At 65.5% G+C, this 23,753-nt stretch carries 24 protein-coding genes; 11 read left to right on the top strand and 13 right to left on the bottom strand.

Going from position 1 to position 23,753, the window contains the following annotated elements; all coding sequences use genetic code 11:
• From RZO50_RS14355 to RZO50_RS14345, 3 genes are all read right to left on the bottom strand, one after another.
• Entirely contained in the window at positions 1 to 1,161 is a 1,161-nt protein-coding gene (locus RZO50_RS14355) for a ParB N-terminal domain-containing protein (RefSeq protein ID WP_322600412.1), read from the bottom strand.
• Between the two features lie 130 nt (positions 1,162 to 1,291).
• The gene (locus RZO50_RS14350; protein ID WP_322600411.1) at positions 1,292 to 2,392 is read right to left on the bottom strand and encodes a type I restriction-modification enzyme R subunit C-terminal domain-containing protein; all 1,101 of its coding nucleotides are present in this window, start codon (positions 2,390 to 2,392) and stop codon (positions 1,292 to 1,294) included.
• A 248-nt stretch (positions 2,393 to 2,640) separates the two neighbouring features.
• On the bottom strand, positions 2,641 to 2,838 hold the full coding sequence (locus tag RZO50_RS14345) for a hypothetical protein (protein WP_322600410.1): 198 nt from the start codon (positions 2,836 to 2,838) through the stop codon (positions 2,641 to 2,643).
• A gap of 146 nt (positions 2,839 to 2,984) precedes the next feature.
• On the opposite strand from RZO50_RS14345, the gene RZO50_RS14340 reads away from it, so the two are divergent.
• Entirely contained in the window at positions 2,985 to 4,898 is a 1,914-nt protein-coding gene (locus RZO50_RS14340; RefSeq protein WP_322600409.1) for a hypothetical protein, read from the top strand.
• Between the two features lie 192 nt (positions 4,899 to 5,090).
• On the opposite strand, the gene RZO50_RS14335 is transcribed toward RZO50_RS14340, so the two are convergent.
• Both RZO50_RS14335 and RZO50_RS14330 read right to left on the bottom strand, forming a co-directional pair.
• A complete protein-coding gene (locus tag RZO50_RS14335) occupies positions 5,091 to 6,032 on the bottom strand; it encodes an abortive infection family protein (protein WP_322600408.1) in 942 nt (313 codons plus the stop codon).
• Positions 6,033 to 6,240: 208 nt separating this feature from the next.
• Positions 6,241 to 6,912, bottom strand: a complete 672-nt coding sequence (locus RZO50_RS14330) for a hypothetical protein (RefSeq protein WP_322600407.1) — start codon at positions 6,910 to 6,912, stop codon at positions 6,241 to 6,243.
• A gap of 251 nt (positions 6,913 to 7,163) precedes the next feature.
• Here RZO50_RS14330 and RZO50_RS14325 point away from each other — a divergent pair, with 251 nt between their 5' ends.
• Both RZO50_RS14325 and RZO50_RS14320 read left to right on the top strand, forming a co-directional pair.
• The gene (locus RZO50_RS14325; RefSeq protein ID WP_322600406.1) at positions 7,164 to 7,724 is read left to right on the top strand and encodes a hypothetical protein; all 561 of its coding nucleotides are present in this window, start codon (positions 7,164 to 7,166) and stop codon (positions 7,722 to 7,724) included.
• A gap of 273 nt (positions 7,725 to 7,997) precedes the next feature.
• On the top strand, positions 7,998 to 8,609 hold the full coding sequence (locus RZO50_RS14320; RefSeq protein ID WP_322600405.1) for a class I SAM-dependent methyltransferase: 612 nt from the start codon (positions 7,998 to 8,000) through the stop codon (positions 8,607 to 8,609).
• A gap of 161 nt (positions 8,610 to 8,770) precedes the next feature.
• Here RZO50_RS14320 and RZO50_RS14315 read toward each other — a convergent pair whose 3' ends face one another.
• The 4 genes from RZO50_RS14315 to RZO50_RS14300 form a co-directional block, all read right to left on the bottom strand.
• Complete coding sequence (locus RZO50_RS14315) at positions 8,771 to 9,826, bottom strand: CU044_5270 family protein (protein WP_322600404.1); 1,056 nt, start codon at positions 9,824 to 9,826, stop codon at positions 8,771 to 8,773.
• Positions 9,789 to 10,379 carry an RNA polymerase sigma factor gene (locus RZO50_RS14310; protein WP_322600403.1) on the bottom strand — a complete coding sequence of 197 codons (591 nt, stop codon included), beginning with the start codon at positions 10,377 to 10,379 and terminating at the stop codon, positions 9,789 to 9,791. Before RZO50_RS14310 ends, RZO50_RS14315 begins: the two co-directional genes overlap by 38 nt.
• 529 nt (positions 10,380 to 10,908) lie before the next feature.
• A complete protein-coding gene (locus RZO50_RS14305; RefSeq protein ID WP_322600402.1) occupies positions 10,909 to 11,508 on the bottom strand; it encodes a hypothetical protein in 600 nt (199 codons plus the stop codon).
• A 71-nt stretch (positions 11,509 to 11,579) separates the two neighbouring features.
• Entirely contained in the window at positions 11,580 to 12,335 is a 756-nt protein-coding gene (locus RZO50_RS14300) for a phosphotransferase (protein WP_322600401.1), read from the bottom strand.
• A 324-nt stretch (positions 12,336 to 12,659) separates the two neighbouring features.
• Between RZO50_RS14300 and RZO50_RS14295 the strand changes: the two genes are divergently transcribed.
• Both RZO50_RS14295 and RZO50_RS14290 read left to right on the top strand, forming a co-directional pair.
• The gene (locus tag RZO50_RS14295) at positions 12,660 to 13,394 is read left to right on the top strand and encodes a hypothetical protein (protein ID WP_322600400.1); all 735 of its coding nucleotides are present in this window, start codon (positions 12,660 to 12,662) and stop codon (positions 13,392 to 13,394) included.
• 210 nt (positions 13,395 to 13,604) lie between these two features.
• The gene (locus RZO50_RS14290) at positions 13,605 to 13,844 is read left to right on the top strand and encodes a PLDc N-terminal domain-containing protein (RefSeq protein WP_194425379.1); all 240 of its coding nucleotides are present in this window, start codon (positions 13,605 to 13,607) and stop codon (positions 13,842 to 13,844) included.
• A gap of 590 nt (positions 13,845 to 14,434) precedes the next feature.
• Here the strand turns inward: RZO50_RS14290 and RZO50_RS14285 are convergent.
• The 3 genes from RZO50_RS14285 to RZO50_RS14275 form a co-directional block, all read right to left on the bottom strand.
• On the bottom strand, positions 14,435 to 15,112 hold the full coding sequence (locus RZO50_RS14285) for a TetR/AcrR family transcriptional regulator (protein WP_322600399.1): 678 nt from the start codon (positions 15,110 to 15,112) through the stop codon (positions 14,435 to 14,437).
• A complete protein-coding gene (locus RZO50_RS14280; RefSeq protein WP_322600398.1) occupies positions 15,102 to 16,142 on the bottom strand; it encodes an epimerase in 1,041 nt (346 codons plus the stop codon). The genes RZO50_RS14285 and RZO50_RS14280 overlap by 11 nt, the downstream gene beginning before the upstream one ends.
• Before the next feature lie 655 nt (positions 16,143 to 16,797).
• Complete coding sequence (locus RZO50_RS14275; RefSeq protein WP_322600397.1) at positions 16,798 to 17,295, bottom strand: GNAT family N-acetyltransferase; 498 nt, start codon at positions 17,293 to 17,295, stop codon at positions 16,798 to 16,800.
• Between the two features lie 208 nt (positions 17,296 to 17,503).
• On the opposite strand from RZO50_RS14275, the gene RZO50_RS14270 reads away from it, so the two are divergent.
• Positions 17,504 to 18,781 carry a wax ester/triacylglycerol synthase domain-containing protein gene (locus tag RZO50_RS14270; protein WP_322600454.1) on the top strand — a complete coding sequence of 426 codons (1,278 nt, stop codon included), beginning with the start codon at positions 17,504 to 17,506 and terminating at the stop codon, positions 18,779 to 18,781.
• Positions 18,782 to 18,845: 64 nt separating this feature from the next.
• On the opposite strand, the gene RZO50_RS14265 is transcribed toward RZO50_RS14270, so the two are convergent.
• On the bottom strand, positions 18,846 to 19,238 hold the full coding sequence (locus RZO50_RS14265; RefSeq protein ID WP_322600396.1) for an HsmA family protein: 393 nt from the start codon (positions 19,236 to 19,238) through the stop codon (positions 18,846 to 18,848).
• A 92-nt stretch (positions 19,239 to 19,330) separates the two neighbouring features.
• On the opposite strand from RZO50_RS14265, the gene RZO50_RS14260 reads away from it, so the two are divergent.
• From RZO50_RS14260 to RZO50_RS14240, 5 genes are all read left to right on the top strand, one after another.
• Positions 19,331 to 20,248, top strand: coding sequence for a L,D-transpeptidase family protein (locus RZO50_RS14260; protein WP_322600395.1), 918 nt, complete (start codon positions 19,331 to 19,333; stop codon positions 20,246 to 20,248).
• Entirely contained in the window at positions 20,245 to 20,541 is a 297-nt protein-coding gene (locus RZO50_RS14255) for a DUF1905 domain-containing protein (protein ID WP_322600394.1), read from the top strand. Before RZO50_RS14260 ends, RZO50_RS14255 begins: the two co-directional genes overlap by 4 nt.
• A gap of 132 nt (positions 20,542 to 20,673) precedes the next feature.
• Positions 20,674 to 22,032, top strand: a complete 1,359-nt coding sequence (locus RZO50_RS14250; RefSeq protein WP_322600393.1) for an HNH endonuclease signature motif containing protein — start codon at positions 20,674 to 20,676, stop codon at positions 22,030 to 22,032.
• 75 nt (positions 22,033 to 22,107) lie between these two features.
• Positions 22,108 to 23,100 (top strand): aldo/keto reductase, encoded by a 993-nt coding sequence (locus RZO50_RS14245; protein WP_322600392.1) that lies wholly within the window; start codon positions 22,108 to 22,110, stop codon positions 23,098 to 23,100.
• A gap of 90 nt (positions 23,101 to 23,190) precedes the next feature.
• On the top strand, positions 23,191 to 23,700 hold the full coding sequence (locus tag RZO50_RS14240; protein ID WP_322600391.1) for an A24 family peptidase: 510 nt from the start codon (positions 23,191 to 23,193) through the stop codon (positions 23,698 to 23,700).
• The last annotated feature ends 53 nt before the right edge of the window (positions 23,701 to 23,753 follow it).

The raw sequence follows: 23,753 nt of genomic DNA, 5'->3' as shown, positions 1-23,753 counted from the left end.
TCAGCTCGCTCGCCAGCACTGCTCCAAGTTCGCGACCGCGAAATTCTCCTCGATAAGAACCTTGAATGCCTCCGTAAAGACTCCGCGCTCATATCGGCCCACCTGACCAACCCGCCGATCGAGAAGTTCCTGCAGCACATCGGTCTTGAGGAATGTACCCAGGTCCTCAGCGCTCACGTCGTTCAGCCGAGCAATTAGGGCACTGGCCGACTGATCAAGCTCCTCAAGGCGCGTGACCCGCTCACCCTGCGGTCGGTCCGCTCCCGGGCGGCCAAGAATTGCGATCCCAAGTGCGACGATGAAGCCAACTCGCGCCGGCTGGCGGTCGAAGATAAAGCGCCCGCCAGGAATCCCCTCCTCGCCGTCGAAGAGCGAGAACGCCTTGTCTAGTCGGCTGAGCATCGAGAGGACTCCGTAGAACTGATCCTGAAACCCCTCGTTTGCGAGGTTGTCGACGAAGTCCAGGCGGGAGAACTCGTCTGACAACGCCTCCTTTGTATCCACAGCGGGCTTTCGCAACGAGAACGCGATATACAGCTCGACGAGGGCGTCACTCGAGTACTGAGCAGGTCCAACTCGACGTCCTGGCTGGTCGGGGGTAGGGATCTTGTCGATCTCAGGAACTTTCTCCTTGATCTCGGAGAGAAGCGGTGCATAGACCACGGATAGCTGCCGGCTTATCGTCCAGGGCACCTGGCCCGTGTTCAGAATCAGCATGCGGTAGATCATTGCTCGCACGTTGTTTGTAAGCCAGAACTCGACTCTCACGGTTCCATCGCCCACCTCGGGTCGATCGGCGAAGGCCTCTTGTAGAGCCGCCGTTCGCTGCATGCCGTCAATGATCGACAGGCTTGAGGTGTCCCTCGGTAAGAACCCCAGAGAATCGCCGGGACTCTCGCGCGGAGGCAAGGCCTCGAAGTCCTGCGAAGGCAACACGGCACCGATCACGACTGGCGGGAGCGTCGCTCCCTTCTTTAGGTCCTCGACCATCCGGTCACGAATCCGCTTTGCAGTCGTGGTCGCCATCACGCCGCGCTGACCGGACAATCCTCCTTGGGCGGCGTGAGCTTCGCTTGCGAGATCCAAATAGTCGCGAACCGTCATGGACGTCATGTAGGACCAACAGGAGGTCCGCTTGTCGAACATCCAGTCGTTTTTCATGCCACTCCGATCGCGAGCGCGCAAGTCCAGAGGCGCGCAAGCACGATCATATTGCAGGGCGGTTCGGCAGACTCAGCTCGACTACACCAGAAGAGCTCCACCGTGCGTGGCCCGAGCAGGGATTGCCAACTTATGCGACCGACGCAGGAGCGGCAGTCTCGCGGATCTGTCGCAGCGTGCCGACGATGACATCCACGTCAGAGTCCGCGAAGAAGAAGTCCGGGCCCGTCGGGGCGTGGTCGGTATACGGCGACTCAAAGAGCCGAGCCGGATCCATGATTCCCTTCTTTGTGAGCTCGTCGACGATCAGGCAGACGAACCGAATCTGATCCGCGGAGAACCGGGTGCTGTCGAGGTAGGACTCGAACGCCTCGGTCGCGGCTGAGCGGTCGAGCCCGACGAGTCGTCGGATGAAGACGCCGAGCCAGCCGACCTGATCGGTCGCCCAGATGATGTCCACCGGCTGTCCTCCGGAGGCCACGAGCATCCCTTCGAGCTCGGTCAGGTCACTCGGGGTGAGCTGCTTGTTGCGACGGAGTCGTTGGAGGGCGAGATTGTCGAGGTGCTCCCGAAGGTATGCCTCTGCCTTGGACCGGAACCGTTCGAAGTTCGTGCCCGGTGTGACCCCGGGCAGAACGACCTCAACACCCTCACCGAGGGTGTCCTCGAAGTCCGTATAGACGTGGTTGCGGGTCGTCTTCTCAACGAAGCGCACGAGGCCGCGGATCCGGAGGCGGGCGAGCTCAAGCATCGGGAGAGTGACATCCACCCACGACTCGTCGCCTGCCACTGACTCCAAAGGAACTGCCTGCTCGGCGACCGACGGGATCGTCGTCTTCCCGAGCAGGGCAGTCGCGATCTGCTGAATCGTCTCGCGCAGCCTCTCCGAGAGCACGGCATCACCGTCGAGCTGAGCAAGTTGCCGGCGAAGAACCAGGAGGTCGAACCGCTTGGCGTCTTCGTCGTCGTCCCGCACCGAGGACGGGAGGCCCGCCAGCCGAAGAAGCGCGTCGGTCTTGTCCGTCGTCAGGGTCGCCCACGCATCCGCGTCGGAGAACTCCTCCACCGCCTTCCGGTGGGGGCGGACGACGAAGTTGTCGAGATTCATCCCAGCGACCGTCTCGTGAAGTATCCCGACGGTTGACGTGCGGAGGTCCGGTTCGAGGTCGTGGAGCGCGGTCACGAGCCCGAGACGCGTCTCGAACAGTCGCTGCGAGAGCGACTTTTGCACCTGACCCGGCGAACCGGGGAGGTCCTGGCGGACATGGCTACCTCCTGCCGTGCGGACTGCCGCGTAGCCCACCAGCATCTCGGATAGCTCCGACATGCCGTTCGGTGCCCCCAGCCGATCGCACGCCAGGTACCGCTAGCGCAATGCCCGCAAGAGGATCGAGCGCGGCGGTGGTGGTGCTCTTGGAGGGCGTGTCAGTGGTCACGCCTCACCTCGTCGCGGGTATCGCGTGGCTCGTTCCTGCTGACTCATCGTCGAGCGTTCAGCGCGTTCCGCGCGAGAGCCACCAGTACCTCGTTGCCGCGGTGGCGGGTCCAGGCGGCAGAGATCGTGCGGCCGGCCATACGTGCCGCCTCTGTCATCCCTCCCCGGAAGTCACTATCCGCGAGGATGTCCTTGAATAGGTCGCCGGTGCCTCGTTCGGCCGATACAGAGTTGATGGTCATGGAGTCCTCCTTGTCCGCCAGGACTGGCGTCGTGACCATGCTCGGACGAATCCGATCCGGACAGAAGCTGACCGCTGTCTGGACAGCAGCCGGCCCTGTCCAGATGAGATGATCAGGACGTGACCGGGGGCCTCGTACTAGATTCCATGCTGTGGAAGGAGACCCCGTCGGACCTGCGCGATGGCTCGGATCCGCGCGCAGTGGAGGTACTGGTCGTCGCCTGGTACCTCAACTCGCTGGCGAAGGCCGACGGGTTGTCCGACGCGTTTGTGACTCCCCTCAGCGCTCGCATCACGGTTCCGACTGATGTCGACCCGTTCTTGAAGCACTACTTCACGGACCTCGACGACAAGGAGGGTCTTCGTAACACCCTGTACGCAGCGCTGGTCGAGGTGACCGCTGAGCCCGCCGACCGTGAGACAACCGAGATGCTGCTGGGCATCGCTCAGGTGTATTGGGCTCTCTCCTACGACAAGGACGACCGGCCCGGCCTCCCGATGAAGGGCGGCCGCGACATCGCGCCCAAGAAGCCTGGGGGCATTCGTCAACGTGCGTGGATAGGCACAGACGAGCTCGACGGCGACTTCGCTCGTGAGAAGCGTCAGGACGAACGAGCTCTTCTGGCGAAAGGCATGTTCAAGGGCTCGGATCGTGTTCTGTTCACGACCTCTGGTAGTGGCTTACGGCGCCGCGGCGCTAGCATCGCGGTCCGCATTGCACGTCACATCGTCCGAACGACGCCCTACAACCCACCACCGCTCGGGTACGCACAGGTTCACCCCGTCGGCAACAAGCACGAGATCCGGGTGGCCTCGGCTGTCGCACCCGTGAAGTCGTCCAGCACCCCCCCGCCGACTCTGCCTCCCCGTCAGGCGAATGAGCTGCAGGCACTCGTGGACAGGATGACGTTTCTAGCAGAAGCGCGGCCGCACGAGAATGAGGACGCACGCGCGGTAGCGCTTCTGCTTGCCGGATTCCAGTCAGCCCGGACAGGACGGCGCGAGCAGGCGATGGCGGAGTTCGCGAAGTCCGCCAGCATCAGCGAAACCCTTAGCGCCCTCCATCCCGATGACCATGACCATGACGTGCTGCTGGTTACGGCGCTGCTCATGGACGCGTCTGTGCGGCTCATGACGGGGACGGAAGCTGGCGAAATTCTGCGCCGTGCGGCCTCGCTCGCTGTCGACCTTTCCGACCGTAACGACGACCATGCTGACCTCGCAGCCACGGCTCTCACTCTCCAGGGCGTCTTGGACATGCAGCTCGCGGACTTCGAGAATGCGCGAACACGGATGCGTCGCGCCGTCACCATATCCACCAAGATCAGCCGACGACCCGACAGCGATTCTTCGTCCGAAGGACTCCTCGTCAGCAGCCTCGTCGGACTCGCCGGAGTAGAGCTTCACGCAGGCCTCGCGGATGAGGCAAGGGCTTCCATCACTCAGGCTCTGACGATCTCAGGCCGCGCGCACGAGGCGGAACAGGACAACTTTTCGCTGGCAGTTGTGCACGGTGGTGTGCTGATCACGGCCAGCGAGATGTTGGACCAGTTGGACGAGCCCGAGGAGGGGCTCGCCGCCGCCGCATCAGCGGCGGGTATCGCGCAGTGTCTTGAGGCAAACGACCACTCTCGTTTCGCCCTCGGTGTTAGCCAGGTCGCCGCGGCTCGCTGCTGTCTGTCGCTAGACCGATTCGTGGAGGCTATCGAGTGGCTTTCAGGCGCCATGCTGCAGTTCGAGCAGCTCGCGGGCGCGCCCGCGGGGAGTCCGCTGGATGTCACGTCCGTCCACGCGGGGGCGCTGCTCACCCGAGGTGGGTTGCTAGAGCAGCTCGGTCGAACTGGCGAGGCGGAGGCGTCCTTCCTGAGGGTCTCTGGTGTGCTCGACGACAGAACTGAGCTCAAGGACCGCTTGATTCTCAGCCAGTCGTTGACGATGCTGGCTGACCTTTATCGGGCGACAGACCGTGAGCCGCTTGCGGCATACGCTGCGCAGCGAGCCGACGAAGTCATGCGCGAGTCTCTCGGTCTACCTCTCGCGACTGGCAGCCTCGAGGAGTGACCCCGGAAGGGTCAAGCCGCCTCGGAGCATACGCCCCCCTAGCGCGCATCCGAATCGAGGCGCCCAAGGACGTCGTTCCGGCGTTCGATACGGAGTGAACGCGAAGCTCCCCCTATCGCGCAGTGCCCGAATGGCGATGGCCGCAAGGATGCCGCGCATCGTCTCTGCGACATCGCCCTCAGCCATCACACATCAGAATTCGTCGTCGGTCGCCTGCCAGCGGGATGTCTCATGCCAGGTGTCGGCCACAAACTGCGCGACCGCAACGGTCGAGTTGAAGACCAGACGTGCATGCTTGGGCGTCGCAGCACTCAGTGTGTCTGCACCATGTCCACTGCCGATCGCGTTACGCGCCTCGGCGATGGCGGTCACGAGACCCGACAGCGAGCCCATCGCGCGCTTGACGGCGTTGCTACCGCGCGGGTCTGTGGGAACTGATGCCGCGTCGATTGCGAGAGCGGACGCCACTTTCCCGAACAGCTTCGGCATCTCATCGTTGCGGCCGTACTCGATACCGAGGTCCGTGAGCACAATCTTGCACTGGCTCTCGATGAGGTTCTTGCATGACGCAATCGCAGCTGGCGGGTCGGATTCGAGGTCTCGCTCGATGCGCCCGAGGTGCTGACGCAGGACCGCGTTCTCGGTCAAGTCCGGTTGCTGCGCGATTTGGCTGGCACTCGGAGCACGGTAGACAGTCGTCTCGCGCCAGCCGTAGATGACTCGGTCGCCGAGACGATCTACCTCGTACAGCTCGAAGTTGTCGCGTCGGAGAGTCGCGTTGTAGGCCTCGACCATCGCGGCCGCGTCGTCAGCGTGCGTCCGAACAATGGGGTGAACAGTTGCCGCGAGGAAGTTTAGGAAGTTCTCGTCGGAGCCGCCACGCAGATTGAATCTGGCGTCCCCGAAAACCCAGTCGTCCTCCCAGTCGTAGTTCCGAACCATATGCTGTGCGATGTCACCCGCAGCGTTGCGGTATCGGGAGTCGGTGCTCGGCAGAGAGTCCAGGTCGTATAGGCGGGCGAGGAAGTCGGGATGTTCCATTCGGCCGGACCAGTTGTACTCGGACAGCGAAAGCCAGTCGAACAGATTGTTCCTGACTGGACGCGTAACGCGATGGGACGGTCTCGGGCTCACCATCGCAGGCTACAGTCGGCGCCGGACTGCATCGCGGCGACGAGCGCCCAATTGTCCCCCTCGACGCACTCGATGTCCACGACGACGGTTCGATGGTCCACGTCGCTGATCACAATCGTGCGCCAGGCAGCCCAATGCCCTCGAGCCTCGCGCGTGAGCTACTCAATCACACGAAACCGTTCGCCGCGCCAGAGGATGCGCGAAACGTCTACCGCGCTCCACCCAGCGTGGGCAGCGGTGCCGTGCTCGCGAGGAAGAGGTCGCGTAGCTCTTTGTGCTCCTCGCGGTCCGGGTTGTTCATCCATTGATTCCGCGACGGGTGATATACCTTCAGGGGCTTACCCGGCAGACCGGTGAGGCCGCGTGCGAAGCGCTGCACGACGTCACCACACAGCGCCACTCGCGCACCCGGTTCGAACGCCAGCCGACTTATCCGCGACTGCAGGCCGGCCTGAACAATGAGGCCGATGCGGTTCGCCTCCGGAGTCATCGTGCCATCGACCTTCCAAGAGGGTGATTCGCGGACGACACGAATGACTTCCCACTGGTCCGGCGTCAGCGGGCCAGCATCGTCGTCGTAAGCCCCGCGCTGCAGCGGCACGTTGGAGACGTTCATCACACCGACGCGGAAGTCGCCGGCGGCGTGCATCGCATCGACGTACTCGCCGAGGCTCCCGCCTGGCCGGCCAAGGAGGTACTCGATGGCGGACTGGCCGGCGCCTCCCACGACCGGTGTGCGCTCAACCAGTTCCTCGGCATGCGGCGACTCGAGGATGAGCAGCAGCTTCACTGCGGTGCCGGTGGGCGGCAACAGGTCTCGCACGTGGAGGTCCTGGAGCAGGCCGGTGCCATCCTCGGTCACATAGTCGTCGACGCTCACATGACTCCTCCCTGCCCCAAAGCTTGGCGCGTCACTCGGCCTCAGGAACAGTCCGCTCTGTGCGCAGTCGGATGCCATCAGAGCTGCGATGGAACAGATCCTAAGAGCTTCACGGCCGGCTCGCTTGTTGGCGCGTTCTGCTCCGCCGCCCGATTGCGGATCGACCTTCGATAAGGCATGTCGTGGTCGGCGGGTCGTTACCTCGGAGATGCGAACTCTCTCGTCAGCTTCACGCCGATACGATCCACGAGATGGATGCGATAGGCGACTTCTTCTCCAGTTTCCAAGCGAACGACTGGGCCACGGCCGCGCTGGCTATCGTTGCCATCCTCATTTCGGTGGGCACTCTGCTCCAGAATGCATGGTTCCGCCCGAAGCCTCACTTCGAGATTGAGTGGGAGCCGCTATCGATGGTCGGGCCGAACGGCGTTCTCATCACGATCTGCCGAATCTGGAATGACGGCGACGCCACGGCGCGCAATGTGCGGCTGAGTGTGGAGGCTGAGGGAGTCGTCTGCAACTTGAAGTACTGGGAGCATTGGCACGAATACGAACCGGGCAAGGGCAAGCACGGATTCGAGGTGCCGCTGGAGCCGGTTGACTACGGATGGACGTCACTCTCGACCAAAGAGATGTATCCCACGGCATGGACCGACGAGCAACGCCTCTACCCGAACCATGAGATGCAAGGCGTCTTCACGCGTGAGAAGGTCCTCCGCCCGGTCGTGAAGATCCGCTACCGAGGCAGGTGGCGTGCGGTCTCATCAAAGGCCCCGGCCCTCTCGGGCACGCCAACGATGGGTGGATGCTGACGCCACAAAGTCACAATCAGCGCAAAGAGCCGCTACGGCCGGAAGCTGAACCCGGCGACAGCGCCCGTGACGGTCCCATTAACGCGCACCGCCCGTTTGAGGATCGGCGGCCGCCAGGCTAGCGACGGCGCTTCGCATGTGGTGAAGGTAACGGGGACCTCCGACATTCTTGGGCCACGCCGCCCCAATGCTCGGAAGGCCTCCGCTTCCGCGCAGCGCCCGTTTGGGGATCCTGAGTCGAGTGCCGCTGAACAGGGACGTAGGCTCGGGGCGATGGACTCAGAGGTTGAAGCGTCCTACACGGACCGCGCGGATGAATACATCGCGCTCCTTGGTTCGATGGAGAGCGTGCACCGCTCGGATCGGCAACTCGTTTCCGACTGGGCGGATCAGGTCGAAGGGCCGATCCTGGATGCCGGCTGCGGGCCTGGCCACTGGACGGGCTACCTATCGACCCGCGGCGCACAGGTGAGCGGGATCGACCAGGTGCCGGCGTTCCTCAAGCACGCCCGCACCCGGTACCCCGGCATCCCGTACCTCGTGGGCAGCATCGACGAGCTGCCTCTCGCGTCACGCAGCGTCGGAGGGGTGCTCGCCTGGTACTCGCTGATCCACCACGACCCCGACACCATCGACCGCGCGCTCGATGAGTTCGCTCGCGTCCTGACAGCAGACGGAACGCTCCTCGTCGGGTTCTTCGTCGGCGCCGACATCGAACCCTTCGACCACGCCGTCGCGCAGGCCTGGCGTTGGTCGCCGGATGCGTTCTCCGAGCGGCTCGGCGCGGCAGGCTTTGCAGTCATCGAGACACATATCCGCTTCGCGCCACAGTCGAAGCCGCGACCGCACGGCGCGATCCTCGCACGGCGCTTGCCCGACCGCTGACGGCTGACGACCGACGCGGAGCCTGTCGCGCCATGACCTTCCTCCGCCGCGCAGCGCCCGCAAGGGGGTGGTTCTTCGTGCGGCGGCGATGGCGCCGATGCAGCTGATGACGAGAAGAACGGCGGGGTGCGGTAGGGGAGAGGACCTCCACTCTGGGCTCCCTATCGGCGGGTTTCGCACGAGGCGCTGTCCGTCGGTGCGGTATCGACCACGTGGGTGGTGACGGCGGTGGAGGTGGTGATCGTTCCGGGCGGGAGGATGTCGTCGCCGTCGATGGCGATCTCGCGTTCGCCGATGAACTGACCGGTGTCCGGGTCGAGGATGATGTCCTGCTGGAGGTTCCCTTCGGTTTCGAGTCGGCCGACCGCGATCCCGGTCGTGCCGTTGAGTCTGGCCTGGTCGGCGGTGATGGTCACTCCGGGGATTTTCGCCGCGGCCCGGTACAGCGCGGCCCGCAGGTCTGCCGGCACGGTCCCGACGCGAAGTGTGTCGGCGATGAAGGTCAGTGCAGCGCCATCGCGGGATTTTCCGGCAGGACCCCCTTCGAGTGCGGTCGTCAGCTCGTAGATGCGGTCGAGCAACGCGTCGGGGTCTCGGGGGAGGGCCGCGTAGTCCACGTTGCCGATGAGGTTCGCGTCCTCGTAGAGTGCCCCGCCGGGCGCGCGTCGGAACATGTCCACGTCGTCGCTGGTTGTGATGTCGACAAGCTGCTCGGACTCGTCCCCGAACGTTTCGACGGGTACCGCGGCGCACTGGATCCAAATCCAGTCCTCTTCGACATCTGCCGGGACATAGAGCTCAGAGTGCACCCCGCCAAAGAAATACGCGGCTGTGTCCTGAGAGAGATACCCGGCTCCTGCGAAGACTCCGTCGGATTTCACGAGAAGGTATTGCCCTTCTTCGACGACGGGGTCATCGAAGCGGAGGGTGGCTGACGCCGCATCTTCCAGAACACTTGCCGCCGCGGGATCAGCGCCCCCGCGACCGTCGATGCCCACCACGCTCACCGCGACTACCCCGACCACCGCCGTCACCCCGGCGACAGCCGTCGCGGCGACCCACCGGCCACGGCGTGTCCCACCCGGCCGTTGCCGTGTCGTTTCTCGATCGGTGTCGTTGATGGCTTCGAAGAGGGCCGCGCGGCCGGCGGTGACTCCTTCGCGCGACCGCTCAGGGACATCACTCCGTACTCGGCGTAGGAACGAAATCTCGTCCATGGTTCTCCTCCACATCTCCGGCCGGCAGCGCGGCGCGTAGCTTCCGTCGTGCCCGGTTCAATCGCGACCGAATCGTGCCCACAGGTACTCCGAGCGCTGAGGCGACCCCGGCGTAGTCCAGATCAGCGAACGCGTACAGCAACAGCGCGTCTCGATCTCCTGCGGGCAGGCGTGCGAGCATGCGTCCCAATCGCCCCGCGACCCGGCCCGCATCCAACCGGTCATCGGCCGCATGGAACGGGTCCTCATCGACGCGGGCGAGATCAGCGGCAACCATCCCCCGCCACGCCCGCGCCTCCTCGCGGGAGAGCTTCCCGATGAGCCGCGTCGCGATGCCCAACAACCACGGGCGCGCATCCGCCGACCCATCGAAGATCTCTCGTCGGTCATACGCGACCAGGAACGTCTCCGACACGATGTCCTCTGCCCGCACGACCCCCACGCGCCGCGCCGCATACCGGAACACCACCCGCTCATGACGGTCATAGATCTCCGCGAACACCGCACGCTCTCGAAGAGAACGAGCGATGAGTTCACCGTCATCAACACCCACACCAGGTATTGTCCGATCCCGCCGAAAGAGTTCGCGAGAACTTCAGATCGCACGGGCCGCGGTGATCGCAGCACATGCGTGCCCCTTGTTCCGGTGCTCGGCCCGGTCGCATTGCTGACAGTCGGCCCCGAGCGGTCGCTGCATCAAGGGCGGGTAGAAACTTCAGTTCGCCCGAATCGTGGTTGTATTCCGCACCGCCCGAATGCACGACGCTGCACTGAGGCGCGTCTAACCCTCTGCAGCTAGCGCCAGCCTTTCCGCACGCGATCGCGAGCCCCTCTTCAGCGCGATGTGTTGGAATCCCGTGCACGGGTGAGGGCGTCGATGGCTCCGGACTGCGTTTCTGCCGGGCCTAGTCCGTACCCCGGGGTGACGGGCCCGCTCTATCGAGGCTCTGCGGGATACGAACGCCGCATCCTGTTGAGGATCAGTGCCGTCGCAATAGGAGGGACGAAACCCGCAACCAAAGCAAGGGCGCCAACCCACCACGAGTCGATCGCCGACGAAAACGTCAGCGCCCCAGAGATGGTCAACGCAACCCCGAAGAACCGCAGAATGACTCGCCCCGGCGTGTCCGGAGAGCGGTTTGGTGGTTTCGGCAGGCGTCATTGACTGTCCGGAAGACGAACTTGTCATCTGCAGACCAAACGTGTTTGTCATCGCACCGGTAGCCCCGTAGCCACGGGTGGCCGTCGACCACTCTGAGGTAGAAGCCTGCAGGGAAGTCGTCGTCGTCTCGGAGCCGGGGTGCAGCGACGGTGAGCGATTCCGATGGGGCGCGGCCGGCGCTCAGCACACTATCAGGGGCCGATGCCTGACCCCGGATAGCCAGCCTGAGGTGGGCCGCAGTGATGGGTGGGCAGAGGGTCAGCCCATCTGTGTTGGCGCGTTCGTAGATCGCGCGGAGCGTCCCGCCTTTGGGAAGGCCAAGCTCGCGGACAGACCGCTGCTCGACTGATATCGCCTCGGGCACGGAGGTGCCGTCAAGTGTTGCTGCGGCGAGAAGGGTTTCGGCATGTGCGTTCAGGAAGACGCCCGCACGGGCGAGTCGAGCTAACAGCTCCGCGTGACCGAGGCCTCCCACGAGCACGCGCTGGGCGTGCGGCGCGTTGTTTTCAGCTCTTGTCACGCACCGAGGCTACCGGGCAGGCCGTTTCGTGGATTCTTGCAAGATCTCCCCTGATTACGTTCGCGCGTGCATCAGGACGCGAGCAGAGCCGTGCGCCACGTGTTCCGGTGGCTGCGGACATAGCGGTCTACGTGAAGCCAATGCTCGCCGTGTCCCTCGGAAAACATCGAGGCCCACGGCTCCGCGCCGTTCTCGTGGGAGAAGCGCAGCAGCTCGTACATCGCCGTGGTGCGCTCGCTCATCGTGTCCGGGAGGCGGTGACGGATTTGGTCGTCGGCTTGGTAGCCGTCGATGAAGGCCGCGAGGTCCGCCGCGGCGAGGCCCGGGTCGCGTTCGGGGTCAGAAAGCGTAAAGGCTTGCGCGGCGTATGCGAGATCCCAAAGGCGTGTACTTGGGGCGGCAGCGTCCCAGTCGATGAACATCCACCGCTCACCCATGAGGAGATTCCAGGGCGCGAGGTCGTTGTGACAGATCAGGTCGTCGCCGGGCGAGCGGATAGCCGTCTCCCAGACCGCATCAGCTGGTGGCTCGTAAGTTGAGCTCGCGTCGTGGATGGCGCGGACCATTGCTCCCACGCGGCGAAGATCCGGCTGGGGGAGCGGGTACACGTCTATCGCGAGCGAGCCCAGGACGAACTCTTGGATCTGACGGCCCTCATCATCTCGCCCCAGTGGAGCCGGAGCATCGACCCCGGCAGTGCGAAGCGCGTTCACGAACGCGACCACGCTGGGAGTCGAGGCCGCCCAGGGCTTGCGGACCGTCTCACCCACCCGGACCACGCCGTCGCCGCTGGCGTTGCCGCCGGACAGGGGCTTCTCGTGAACCATCAGGCCTTCGAGTCGATTAAGTGGCAACGTATCCATGGAGTTGATAGCTCCGGCGGCACCGCCATCACCAACCAGTCGCCGTAGAAGTAGACGATTGTGACGACGGCCCCAACGAGCGCGACGCTCGAACTCCCAGCGACGAGCCGTCCACGAACCTTCGGATTCATGAGCCGAGCATACGACCAACGATTCAGCTCAGATCGGGGGTCAGATCCGGGCGAAGAATCCCGCGCACCGCAGACTCCGGCGAGATCTCGTCGGCTGGGCTAGAGCCGGCGCGCGTCGCGCCGGTCAAGTTCAGAAATTGGACGGCATAGTTACCGTGTGCCTGAACTCGATACCTGGGCAAGCGAGTGGCTGGGCTGGCTCCTCACACCAGCACTGGTTTCCGGCGCGCTGATTGCCCTTGCCCAGTTCTACAATCCTCCGACGCGCTGGACAAGACGCATCAAGAACGACATGAGCATCGCAGGCGGTCTGCCCGAGGGCGCTGAGAAGGCCCAGTGGCAGGAGTCGGTGGCCTGGCAAGCAGCGCGTCTACGTCTTTATCGACGCGCGTTCGTCGGCAGGACACTATTCGCGAAATGGGCCGGAGTCGTGTACATCGGGGTGGGTCTGGCGGCGCTGATTCTGTGGCCGCCGACCAACGAGCCAGGAGATGCTGTCCCATTAGGTCCTGCCGACTACATGATGTTGACGATGGGCCTCATCGTCTCGATTGTCGTCGCTGCATCGGTGAGCAGCGGACGTAGCCTTTCGGGTCGTACACCGCCGCAGATCATTGTCCGACGGCGGGTGCAGGACTACGACCGGCGGTGGCGAAAGTTGGAGCGCGTTGAGAAGGAGCGCGCGCGGCGGGCTGCCACGGACCCCTCCATCCGTCCTCGAGGAACGCGTCTAGGCTTCTCGACCCAAGTCGACGACTTGGGGCCATGGGTCCGCGAGCCCGGATTGCGTCATCTCACTTTCTTCTCTCCTCTGGTGGGTAGCGATCTGGCCGCGGAGACCCGGCGGGATCTCTTCGCGGAGGGTATTCGGATCCCCGACTACCCGGCGTGATTGAGCGCGAAGTGCGCAGCGGAATCCCCCCCGTTACATCGACGCTGCCCGCCCGAAAACAGTCGCTTGACGGACCTTCGTCGCCTTCGGCGGCTATCCGCGCTGAGGGATCCCTGCGCGCGGATGCGCGTGGATGGGCAGAGTGCATTCTCGAGACCGATCGACCGGCGTTCTAACCGCAGCCACGGCAACGCCCCGTATGGTGGCGGTGTGAGCGACGAGCACAATCCGTTGATCCCCGCTGGCTACGACCTCGTCTGGTCAATCGTCGTCGTGCTCGTCATCGCACTCACTATCGTTGCGCTGGTGACGCTCGCTCGTTCTGCGCGCCGGCTCGCTGCGACGCAAGCATTGGTGTGGACGGTCGTCGTGCTTCTCGTACCGCTCATCGGTTCGGTCGCGTGGCTGACGGTCGGCCGGCGCGCCGCCCCCGGGGATCCGACTACCTGATTCTGGCTGGCAACGCCGCCACTCCACCCTCCGCCGCGCGATGCTCACGCGAGTCGGACGCCTTCGATCTTCGCCTGCTCGCGTTGTCCCGGCGATCGCGCTCGTCGGATTGCTGCATCTAAGACGCCTGCGCGTCGATGTCGAGCGAGATATCGAACAGTTCGCGGGCGGTCACTTCTGCGGCGGTCACCACCATGAAGGTCACCGTTCAAGACTCACCTAGCCGGGAGTGAAACCTCTTGGTCAACATGGCCTGGCGGCGCAATTGTTCGCCCGCCGCCGGTACCTCTACGCCCTCCTCAGCGCCACCCAGTAAGCGGTCCATGAGCGATCGCCCGGCGACAGTGGAGAACAATGCGAGCCCTTCGTAGCATGAGGTCATGACGAAAGCGGCGTCTTCAGCGTCTGTTCATACGCGCGTGATCCTTTGGATCGCCCTGGGCGTTATCGCGCTTACCGGTGTCGTCATTTCCGTCATGACCTCGACCTGGTGGCCTCTGGTTGCCGTCGCGGGATTGGCCATCCCTATGATCCCTGTCCGACCATCGCGGCCGCGTAGGTGATGTATCCCGGTCGCTGTCCGGGCGCTGTCATGCGCGGACCTCGGTGACGAGTGAGAGCACGTCGCGTAGGGGGCCTCGGAGGATGGGCACCCGGGCCAGCGGGAGCACATTCCCCAACAGCTTGAGACCGCGCTCGAGTAGCGCCCGTGTGTGGCGCTGGCCTTCGGAGGTGTCGTACACCCAGAAGAGCGCGAGCAGCAGGTGCGCGAGAACCAGTGCGCGAGGGAGGAGTGCGCGGACGTCGGCGGGCAGACCCGAGGGTGCGGCGCCTTCGACCGCCTGTGCGAACAGTTCCTCGACAATGTCGAGGGAGCTAGCGGATTCGGCCGACAACGGGTTGATCGGTGATCGTGGCGAGACCGCGGCCGAGAGGAATTCACCGGCGTGAGCGTGGTACGGCATCAGTTGGTCGATTCCGGTTGCGTAGACGATGGCCAGCCGGTCGATGAGTCGCGTCTCGTTTTCCAGCAGGCGTTCGGCGGCGGCGCGGTGCGCGTGCTGCACATCGAGGTACAGCTCCTGAACGAGGTGGTTCTTCGAGGGGAAGTGGTAGTTCGTCGCTCCCACAGACATCCCGAGTTCGTCCGCGATCTTCCGGATCGTCGTTGCGTCATACCCGTTGTCGCGGAAGGACGCGAGCGCGGCGGTGCGGATGCGCTCGCGGGTGCGCTCGCCTTTGGTTCCAGGTTCCGCGCTACGCGGCATGGCTCGTGGTCTTCTCTGTCCTGGCCGCCCCGGGTGTTGTCGTGTTGGCATGGCGGGTGTGGACTTCCGTGAGCGCCTCCTGCAGGTTGGGGTGCGAAAAGGTGAATCCGGCGTCGGTAAGGGCCTGCGGGATGACCCACCGGCTCTTGAGGACAAGTTCGGGCTCGGTGGACATCACCCACATCGCGCATTCCAGCATCCATCGAAGACTCGGCAGGCCGACCCGGCGGCCGACGACCCGCCGGAGCGTTCGCATGAGCGCACGGTTATCGGACGGCTGCGGTGACGCGATGTTGATCGGGCCGGACAGATTCTCCTCGTCCCGGATGAAGCGAATGGCGGCGACGACATCGTCGATATGGACCCAGCTGAACTTCTGACGTCCGTGAGTGCGGTGCCACGGTGCACGGTCGCTGCCGGTGGGGTGCTCCCCGATTCCACGGTAGCGGCGATGCGGCGGGCACCAGCCGTCGAACTGGGTTCCACCGAGACCCCTCCGCGTGAGCCTGAACAGCATGCGTGTTGCAGGTCCGTCGCCGACGACGATCGCCATCCGAAGCGCCACCCGGCGCGTGGCGGGGAGCGAGTCCGCGAACAGCTCGCGTTCCCAAGACGTCGCAACATCGACGGAGAACCCCGAGCCGAGTTCCCCGCAGTCCTCCGTATTTGCATGGTCCATCGCGTGCCGATAGATCGTCGCCGTCGACGCGTTCATCCAGACCCGCGGGGGATGGTCGGCGTGCGCGATTGCCTCCCGTAACGCACGGGTCGTCTGCACGCGCGAGGCGAGGATCTCGTAGCGGTTTCGGTCGGTATACCGGCAGTTAACAGACTTGCCTGCGAAGTTGACGACAACGTCGGCCCCGTTCACCGCGCGGCCGAGAGCATCGGGATCATCCCACCGGACAGGCGCATCGCGGCCGACGAATCTCACCTCGTATCCGTCCTCGACGAACGCGTCAGCGACCGCGCTCCCGATGAACCCGCTCGCGCCAGCAAGTACGACCACTGGCCCCGGAAACGTCGGCATGCGATCACTGTACACCGTTAGTGAACATGTTCAGTAAGTGAGGATGTGCCGACAATCAGCGCGCCTCACGGTCCCGAGGCTGGGTGACGTCACCTTCGACGAAAGAGGGAACCAATGCTGCAGTGGGCCCTGGGCGAGGAAAGCAGCGTCCGCCGATGCGAGCGTTGATCTGGATTGTGCGACGCCTGGTTGCAGGAAAATCTGCGGAGCGTCGCAGGAAAGACCTAGAGGGGAGGTGCGGGCGATCGGCGCCCCTACAGGTTTTGCCAACAGCCCACCGCAGGGCTGTTGGCAATAGTGATTGCAAAACAGCTTGGCAAGGTCGGAAAACACGAATGGCCTCTGCGGTTTCGCAGAGGCCATTCGTGTTTTCGGTGTTTTGTGCGCAGGTATTGGTTGCGTGATCCCGTGTGGAGCGGTGACGGGATCGTTGGGGGCTCAGTCCGCTCGTTTCCGGGCGCGCCGAATCGTTCTGTGAGCGGGGTGGTTGCCGTCTCCGGCTGGTGAGGGGGGTGACGTGTGCTGCGTCACGTTCTCATCGGATGATGTTGTGCGCGGGGGGAAGGGGCGGATGTGGTGTCGGACGTTCGCGACGTGCGCACTGTTCGGGTGACGGCGAGATCGCCGGTGACGCGCCCCGCCATGTCCGGAGACATCACCCCTGTCCGCGCGGTTCGTGGATGTCCTTGACCATGTGGAAGTTCGTCATCGGCACGCCGGCCGGAGCGGGGATCTGTTCGGCTACCACGACGAAGCCGTGGTGCGCGAAGAATGGTCGCGCGGTGATACTCGCGTCCGCAGAGAGTGCGGTGGCGCCCGTGGTCCACGCCTCCGTTTCCATCCGGCCGAGGAGCGCGCTGGCCACGCCTCGACGCGCGTGGCGGGAGGAGACGAACATCATGTGGATATGACCGGTCGCAGTGACATCGGAGAATCCGGTGACCGCACCGTCGACGAGCGCGACGTAGCTGTTCCGGTCGCTCATTTCGCGGTTCCACGCATGCGAATTCCGTTGCTGCGGGCGCGCCCACGCACTGATCTGCTCCGGTGAGTAGTCAGCCGCAGCGGTCACCGTTACGGCATCGAGGAACACCGCCAGCGTGGCTCCTGCATCCTCGCTTCGATACCGACGAATCTCGACGTGCTGTGCCACGCGCAGACGGTCCACTCACCTATTGTCGCAACGGAATACCCGCTACCGCGCGTCCCCGAGCGCCCTTGCGGGGGCCTTCGCGCCCCTCGGCGGACGCAGGAGTCCGCAGTCCCGAGACGCCGAGTGCCCCACACCGCCAGCCTCGCGGCCGCCGCATGGAGGGCGCGGCGCCGGGGAACAGCATCCGCCTGAGTAGGCTGGCGGCGTGATGGCGGAAGAAGGATTCCTTTCCCCGGACGACGCGCGCATCCTCGCCCTCGAATCGGCGGTCGTCACCGGCCACACGCTGAAACTCATGATCCTCGAGCCCGGGGAACCGTTGGACCTCGAGGACATCCGCCGCCGCGTCGAGTCTCAGCTGCACGAGCACCCGAGGGCTCGGGAACGAGTCGAGACCGAGGGAGGTCGACCCCGTTGGGTCGCGGCGGAGAACTTCGATGTCAGCCGCCACGTCCGCCGCTATCCGGAGCGCGTCGCGTCCAGCGAGGACTTGCGCCGTGCGGTCGGGACGCTCATGGCCGAGCACCTCGATCACCGCCACCCGTTGTGGACGGTCGATGTCATCGGGCCCCTCGACGACGGACGACAGGCGTTGGCTGCCCGCCTGCATCACGCCATGGTCGACGGCATCGCGGGCACGAGACTGCTTCAGGACCTGGTGGCAGATCCACGGGAGGATCCCACGTCGACGGTCGGCGTGCGCCCCCACACGCGCCGCCCGCGTCGGAGTCTCTGGCACAGGCTCCCCGCAGCGATCGGCCGCGAGCTCGGGCATCCGGGTTCGCGCTCGCCGTTCGACCGACCCCTGACCGCTCGCCGCGAGCTGGCATTCGCGACGGTCTCCCTCAGCGGACTCAAGGCGATCGGCGCTTCTCGCCCCGCATATGCGACCGTGAATGACGCGCTGATGGCCGTGGTCGCCGGCGGTTTGCGGTCGTGGCTGGGGGAGACTGCCGCCCATCTCGATCTGCGCGCCCAGATTCCGGTGAGCCTCCACCACCAGGACGATGGCCCCGGGGTGGGGAATCGCGACTCGTTCATGAACGTCACTCTCGCCCTCGGCGCATCCGACCCGCTGACCCGCCTCGACCGGATCAGCGCGCAGACCCGTGCGGCGAAGCAGGCCGACGATGCCGAGCTCATGTACGACCTCCTGCACGCCGTCGGCCAGCTGCACGCGATCGCGGGACTGCCCTCCGCATCGACACTTCTCGATCGGGTCGAGTCGAGTCCGCGCGAGTTCAGCGTCGCCATCTCGAACGTCCCGGGGCCCCGTGGGGAGACGACCGTCTCGGGTCGTCGTGTCGCGGAACTGTTCTCATCGTCCGAGCCCGGCGCGCACCACACACTTCGTATCGCCGCGATCTCGCACGCCGACGCCGTGGGAATCGGATTCTGCACCGACCCCACCGCGGTGCCCGACGTCGCGGGACTGGCCGCCGCGGTCGAGGGCGCCTACGGTGAACTGCAACGGGCCGCGCTCTGACGCCGCAGTTCGAGAGCACGCGCTGCTCGTCGCGCAGATGTCCAGCCTGTACGCCGACGGAGGATCAGCCGGCCATCGAACCGGCCGCGCCCGCGACGTAGGGGATCAGCCAAACGGCCCACACGATGATGCTGAAGCGGTGGAAGGTGTGCAGTTCGCGCTCTCGTCCGCGCACGAGCACGACGATCGCCCAGACGAGGTGAACCGCCATCAGGAGGATGGCGAAGGTGCCCGTCCAGGCCATCAGCACATTCGCTGCATTCGCTTGGATGCCCGCGTCACGGCGTTCGCCCGCAATGGCCGTCATCATCAGCGTCCCGGTCGTATCGGCGGCGAGGCCGAGACCGAAGAACACCACGTGCCACCAGCGAAGCGTCTTCTGGATGCGCTCCGCCCACACCCCGACCGTGTACAGCACCAGGGCGAGCGTGATGGTGATGATGGCGAGAGGAAGCATCGTCGCCGAGCCTATCGGGTAGCCGTACGCACGCCCGTCTCGCCGCCGTCAGATCGCTTGCGCGGGCCAGCATCCGAGCCGACGATGGATACATGACCTCGCACCGCGTGCTCACCCGACGGAACGCGGGATGGATGGCGCTCGCCGTTGCCGCCGTGCTCGTCGTCACAGCACTCATCGTCGCCTGGATCGCCCAGCCCGGTGAGAGTCGGCAGACCGCCGCGACCCCTGCCCCGGTGCAGACCGCCACCGTCGAACCTGTGCGAACGCCCACGGCGACACCCACACCGACCGGGCCCGCCGCGGACACGACGGTCTACGACCTCTCCGGGCTCCCGGAAGTGACCGTCTTCGCGGTCATCCCCGAGCTCCCGGTCGACGACGACCCCCTGGGCGACGTCGTCGGTGTCGCTGCGCGCTCCGTCGAAGAACGTGCCCCGGTCTTCGCGGAGCCCGGTGGAGAACCCGTGGCGGCGCTTCCGCGTGACTACGTCTACGACGGCACGGTGGTGCCGGTGATCGAGCAGTACGACGCATGGGTCCGTGTGATGCTCGTGGGGCGGCAGGCATACCCCTCGAGCGGCGATCCGGCGCAGCTGACCGGGTGGATGAGAACCCAAGACGTCGAGCTGACGGCCCAGGATGCGGTCGTCGAAGTCTCCCTCGGCGACCGCACCGTCGACATCGTGAGAGGAGATCGCCGCGAGAGCGTCGCGACCGACTTCGGGTACGGGGTCGAGGCGACGCCGACACCGGTCGGTCGATCGTTCGTGATGACGGTGCGCACCGAGCCGAGCTTCGCCTACACGCGCGGCAATCCGCTCATCTACCTCTCCGTGCAGAGTCCCACCCTCGACGGTTTCGGTGGCGCCGACGTCGCCATCACAGCCTTCCACTACCACGATGCGCGGTCGGGGGCGGTCTCCAACGGCTGCCTGCGCATCGACGCCGCCGGTGCCGAAGCTCTCGCCGCACTGCCCTTGGGGACTCCGGTGGTGATCACCGGGTGAACATCGAGTTCGATGCGGAGCTGTGGCTGTGGGATGCGCGCAACGACTCGTCCTGGTACTTCGTGACGGTCCCGCCGGGGCCGAGTGAGGACATCCGAGAGTTCCCCCGACCGAGCCGCGGTTTCGGCTCGGTCAAGGTTCGCGTCGAGATCGGCGGGTCCCGCTGGGAAACGTCGATCTTCCCAGACACGTCGTCGGGCTGTTTCGTGCTGCCGATCAAGAAGTCGGTCCGTCAGGCCGAGGGTCTCGACGTGGGGAACCCCACCCGGGTCCGTCTCTCGACCTGGGACTGACCAGGAGTGACGCGGTGGTCGAGCTGATCCTTCGAGGAAAAGTACGAGCCTACGTATCTCACTGATCGTTCACATGGGGAGAAATGTCGGAACCCGTCCCTAGGCTCGGTGGTGTCAGAAGGCGGGGGGATCATGACGGGAAACGCGACAGCGGCGGAGGCGCGGCGAACGGATGAGCTGGTCGCGATCGCCGCGGAAGTGGACGCGGCGATCGCCCGTCTGGAGGCGCGGAGATCGCGGGCGCTCGCCGAGGCATACGCGATCAGTCAGGCACAGACCGACAGGCTCCGTGATGCATCCACCCGGGAGCGTGAAATGCCGTTGCGGGCGATGGCGGCCGAGTTCGCGGTGCCGGCGCGGGTCAGTGACCGGACGATGCAGACCCGCCTGTTCGACGCTCACCGCATCGTGACGCGGTTCCCCGCGGCCTGGACGGCGTGGCACGAGGGGAGGCTCTCAGGCCGGCACGTGCAGGTCATCGTTGATGCCGGTGCGAACCTCATCGAGCCGGAGCGGCGGTCGGCGTTCGAGCGGGAGGTGGTGGAGTACGGCGAGTCGACATCCGCTGCGCGGTTGCGGTCGTTCGCCGAACAGGTCGCCGAGAAGTACGACCCCCACACGATGCAGGACCGCCACGACGACGCCGTGCAGGGGCGACGGGTGTGGGTCGAAGATCTCCGAGACGGCATGTCGATGCTCGGCGCCATCGGCCCGAGCGCAGAGATCCACGGGACCTACGATCGCCTCACGCGACAGGGTCGCGCGCTCAAGGCCGCCGACCGAGCCGCTCGCCGAGAGGCCGCTGATCGCGAAGGGGCCGGGTCGGATGCGGCCACCCCGGAGGCGACCGCGGCGGACGCGCTGACATCGCCTCCGTTCGACGAGCGCACGCTTGACCAGATGCGCGCCGACCTGCTGCTGGACATGCTGCTGACGGCCACCCCCACGGTCGACCCGACCGCGGACGCCGTCGAGGGTGGGCTGGCCGCGATCCGCGCGCAGGTTCAGGTGACCATCCCGGCCACGTCTCTCACCGGCAGCACGCAGGGCGGCGCAATGCTCGATGGCACATGCGCGGTCGACCCCAAGACCGTGCAGATCCTCACGGGGAACGCCCCCGGATTCGATCGGGTCTTCCTCGACCCCGTGTCCGCCGCGGTCCTCGCCGTCGATCGCCGGTCCGCGACCGCTGCGCAACGCCGGTTCCTCACAGCGCGCGACGTCCGATGTCGGTTTCCCGGATGCCGCACACCTGCGAGAACCTGCGAGTGGGATCACCGCGAGGACTACGCACTCGGCGGCAGAACGGACGTGGAGAATCTCGGAGCGTTCTGCAAACGGCACCACACCCTCAAACACGTCGCGGGATGGACCGTCGTCCAGCATCCCGGCGGGCGTCTGCACTTCACCTCTCCTCTCGGCCGCTCGTACATCGAAGATCCGCCGCGCACCGTCATGTTCACACCGGATACCGAAAACGCACCGTTCTAGCCCCTCGGCTCCGGCTTCGAGCGGGAGCATGTCAAGACCCACAATCGCGGAGACCGCCTCCGTAGGATCGGGGATATGGAGCAGCGAAGCCTCGGCCGTACCGGCCGCAACGTATCCGCCCTCGGCCTGGGCACCTGGCAGCTCGGTGCCGACTGGGGCGACGTGTCGGAAGACGACGCCCGCGCGGTCCTCGCCGCTTCCGTCGATCGCGGCGTCAACCTCTTCGACACGGCGGACGTGTACGGAGACGGGCGCAGCGAGACTTTGATCGGAGAGTTCCTCGCCGAGCGACACGAGCGCAAGGTCACCGTCGCGACGAAAATGGGGCGCCGTGTTGCGCAAGAGCCGCAGAACTACACACCCGAGAACTTCCGCGCCTGGACCGACCGGTCGCGGGAGAACCTCCGCACCGAAACCCTCGATCTCGTTCAGCTGCACTGCCCGCCCACCGAGATCATCGAATCCGACGGCACCTATCAGGCCCTCGACGAACTCGTCGCCGAGGGCCGGATCGCCGCGTACGGAGTGTCGGTGGAAACCTGCGACCAGGCGCTCTCGGCGATCAGCCGGCCGAAGGTGAGCAACATCCAGATCATCATCAACCCGTTCCGGTTGAAGCCGCTCGACGAGGTCCTTCCAGCCGCGCAGCGGGCGGGTGTTGCCGTGTTCGCACGCGTGCCGCTCGCATCCGGACTGCTCTCAGGGAAGTACACGGCCCAGACGACCTTCGCTGCGAACGATCACCGCACCTACAACCGTGACGGCGCGGCCTTCGATCGGGGCGAGACCTTCTCGGGGGTCGATTTCGGCGTCGGCGTGCAGGCGGCTCGCGAACTGGCCGCCACGTTGCCGAAGTCGGTTCCGCTGGCGGCGGCCGCCCTCGCCTGGGTCGCCACCCGGCCCGGTGTGACAACCGTCATCCCCGGCGCGCGCAACGTCACGCAGGCATCGCGCAACGCCGACGCCGGCGAACTCATCGAGGGAGGCTTCGACCTCGATAAGTTCGACCGTGCCGTGCAGGATGTGTACGATCGCCATCTTCGCGAGGCGATCCACTCTCACTGGTGAGCTGAAAGGACGACCCCGGCATGCGCGGCGTTCTCCACAGATCCCCCGGAACGCGTGGTCCGGTGCGCAGACGGATCTAGGCTCGCCGACATGGAGGGCGATACCGCGCAGACGATCGCGCACGTCGCCATCGCCGCGGCGTACGCCTCGTTCGGCGGCGTGAGCGTCACCCTTGCGATCATCGATGCCCGCACCCACCGCCTCCCGAATCGCATCGTCGGTTCGGGCTACGGCGCGGCGGGCGTCGCTCTTCTCGTCGCCGGCATCGCGGGAGGCGACTCCGCGCCACTTCTCCGTGCCGTCGGCGCTGGGCTCGTCCTGTTCGCCGCACTGCTGGTCGTCAGGGTCATCTCGCCGCATGCGATCGGGGGCGGCGACGTCAAGCTCGCCGGTCTGATCGGCATCCACCTCGGCTGGCTCGGGTGGGACGCGGTGCTGGTGGGAGTCCTGCTCGCCTTCGCGGGCGCAGGGCTGTTCGCGGCGGTGCTGGTGATCGTTCGACGTGCGGGCGGAAAGACGCGCATCGCTTTCGGACCCTGGCTTCTCGCCGGCGCCTGGGGGGCGATCCTCCTCACGATCACTACGGCCGCTATCGGGTGACCGGGTAAGACGTCAAGGTCGGATTCCGGGATCCGAGCGCTCGATAATCTAGC

The organism is Microbacterium xanthum, assembly GCF_034531355.1.
GTDB lineage: Bacteria > Actinomycetota > Actinomycetes > Actinomycetales > Microbacteriaceae > Microbacterium > Microbacterium xanthum.
This window is presented reverse-complemented; position numbering and strand designations above follow the sequence as displayed.

What these genes read in the sequence shown, in the direction of transcription:
- RZO50_RS14325 (WP_322600406.1), top strand. Translation starts at nt 7,164, where the DNA reads ATGGATGCGATAGGCGACTTCTTCTCCAGTTTCCAAGCGAACGACTGG.
- RZO50_RS14285 (WP_322600399.1), bottom strand. Translation starts at nt 15,112, where the DNA reads ATGCCGCGTAGCGCGGAACCTGGAACCAAAGGCGAGCGCACCCGCGAG.
- RZO50_RS14250 (WP_322600393.1), top strand. Translation starts at nt 20,674, where the DNA reads ATGACGGGAAACGCGACAGCGGCGGAGGCGCGGCGAACGGATGAGCTG.
- RZO50_RS14260 (WP_322600395.1), top strand. Translation starts at nt 19,331, where the DNA reads ATGACCTCGCACCGCGTGCTCACCCGACGGAACGCGGGATGGATGGCG.
- RZO50_RS14265 (WP_322600396.1), bottom strand. Translation starts at nt 19,238, where the DNA reads ATGCTTCCTCTCGCCATCATCACCATCACGCTCGCCCTGGTGCTGTAC.
- RZO50_RS14245 (WP_322600392.1), top strand. Translation starts at nt 22,108, where the DNA reads ATGGAGCAGCGAAGCCTCGGCCGTACCGGCCGCAACGTATCCGCCCTC.
- RZO50_RS14270 (WP_322600454.1), top strand. Translation starts at nt 17,504, where the DNA reads ATGGCGGAAGAAGGATTCCTTTCCCCGGACGACGCGCGCATCCTCGCC.
- RZO50_RS14280 (WP_322600398.1), bottom strand. Translation starts at nt 16,142, where the DNA reads ATGCCGACGTTTCCGGGGCCAGTGGTCGTACTTGCTGGCGCGAGCGGG.
- RZO50_RS14300 (WP_322600401.1), bottom strand. Translation starts at nt 12,335, where the DNA reads ATGGTTCACGAGAAGCCCCTGTCCGGCGGCAACGCCAGCGGCGACGGC.
- RZO50_RS14315 (WP_322600404.1), bottom strand. Translation starts at nt 9,826, where the DNA reads ATGGACGAGATTTCGTTCCTACGCCGAGTACGGAGTGATGTCCCTGAG.
- RZO50_RS14240 (WP_322600391.1), top strand. Translation starts at nt 23,191, where the DNA reads ATGGAGGGCGATACCGCGCAGACGATCGCGCACGTCGCCATCGCCGCG.
- RZO50_RS14345 (WP_322600410.1), bottom strand. Translation starts at nt 2,838, where the DNA reads ATGACCATCAACTCTGTATCGGCCGAACGAGGCACCGGCGACCTATTC.
- RZO50_RS14340 (WP_322600409.1), top strand. Translation starts at nt 2,985, where the DNA reads ATGCTGTGGAAGGAGACCCCGTCGGACCTGCGCGATGGCTCGGATCCG.
- RZO50_RS14320 (WP_322600405.1), top strand. Translation starts at nt 7,998, where the DNA reads ATGGACTCAGAGGTTGAAGCGTCCTACACGGACCGCGCGGATGAATAC.
- RZO50_RS14355 (WP_322600412.1), bottom strand. Translation starts at nt 1,161, where the DNA reads ATGAAAAACGACTGGATGTTCGACAAGCGGACCTCCTGTTGGTCCTAC.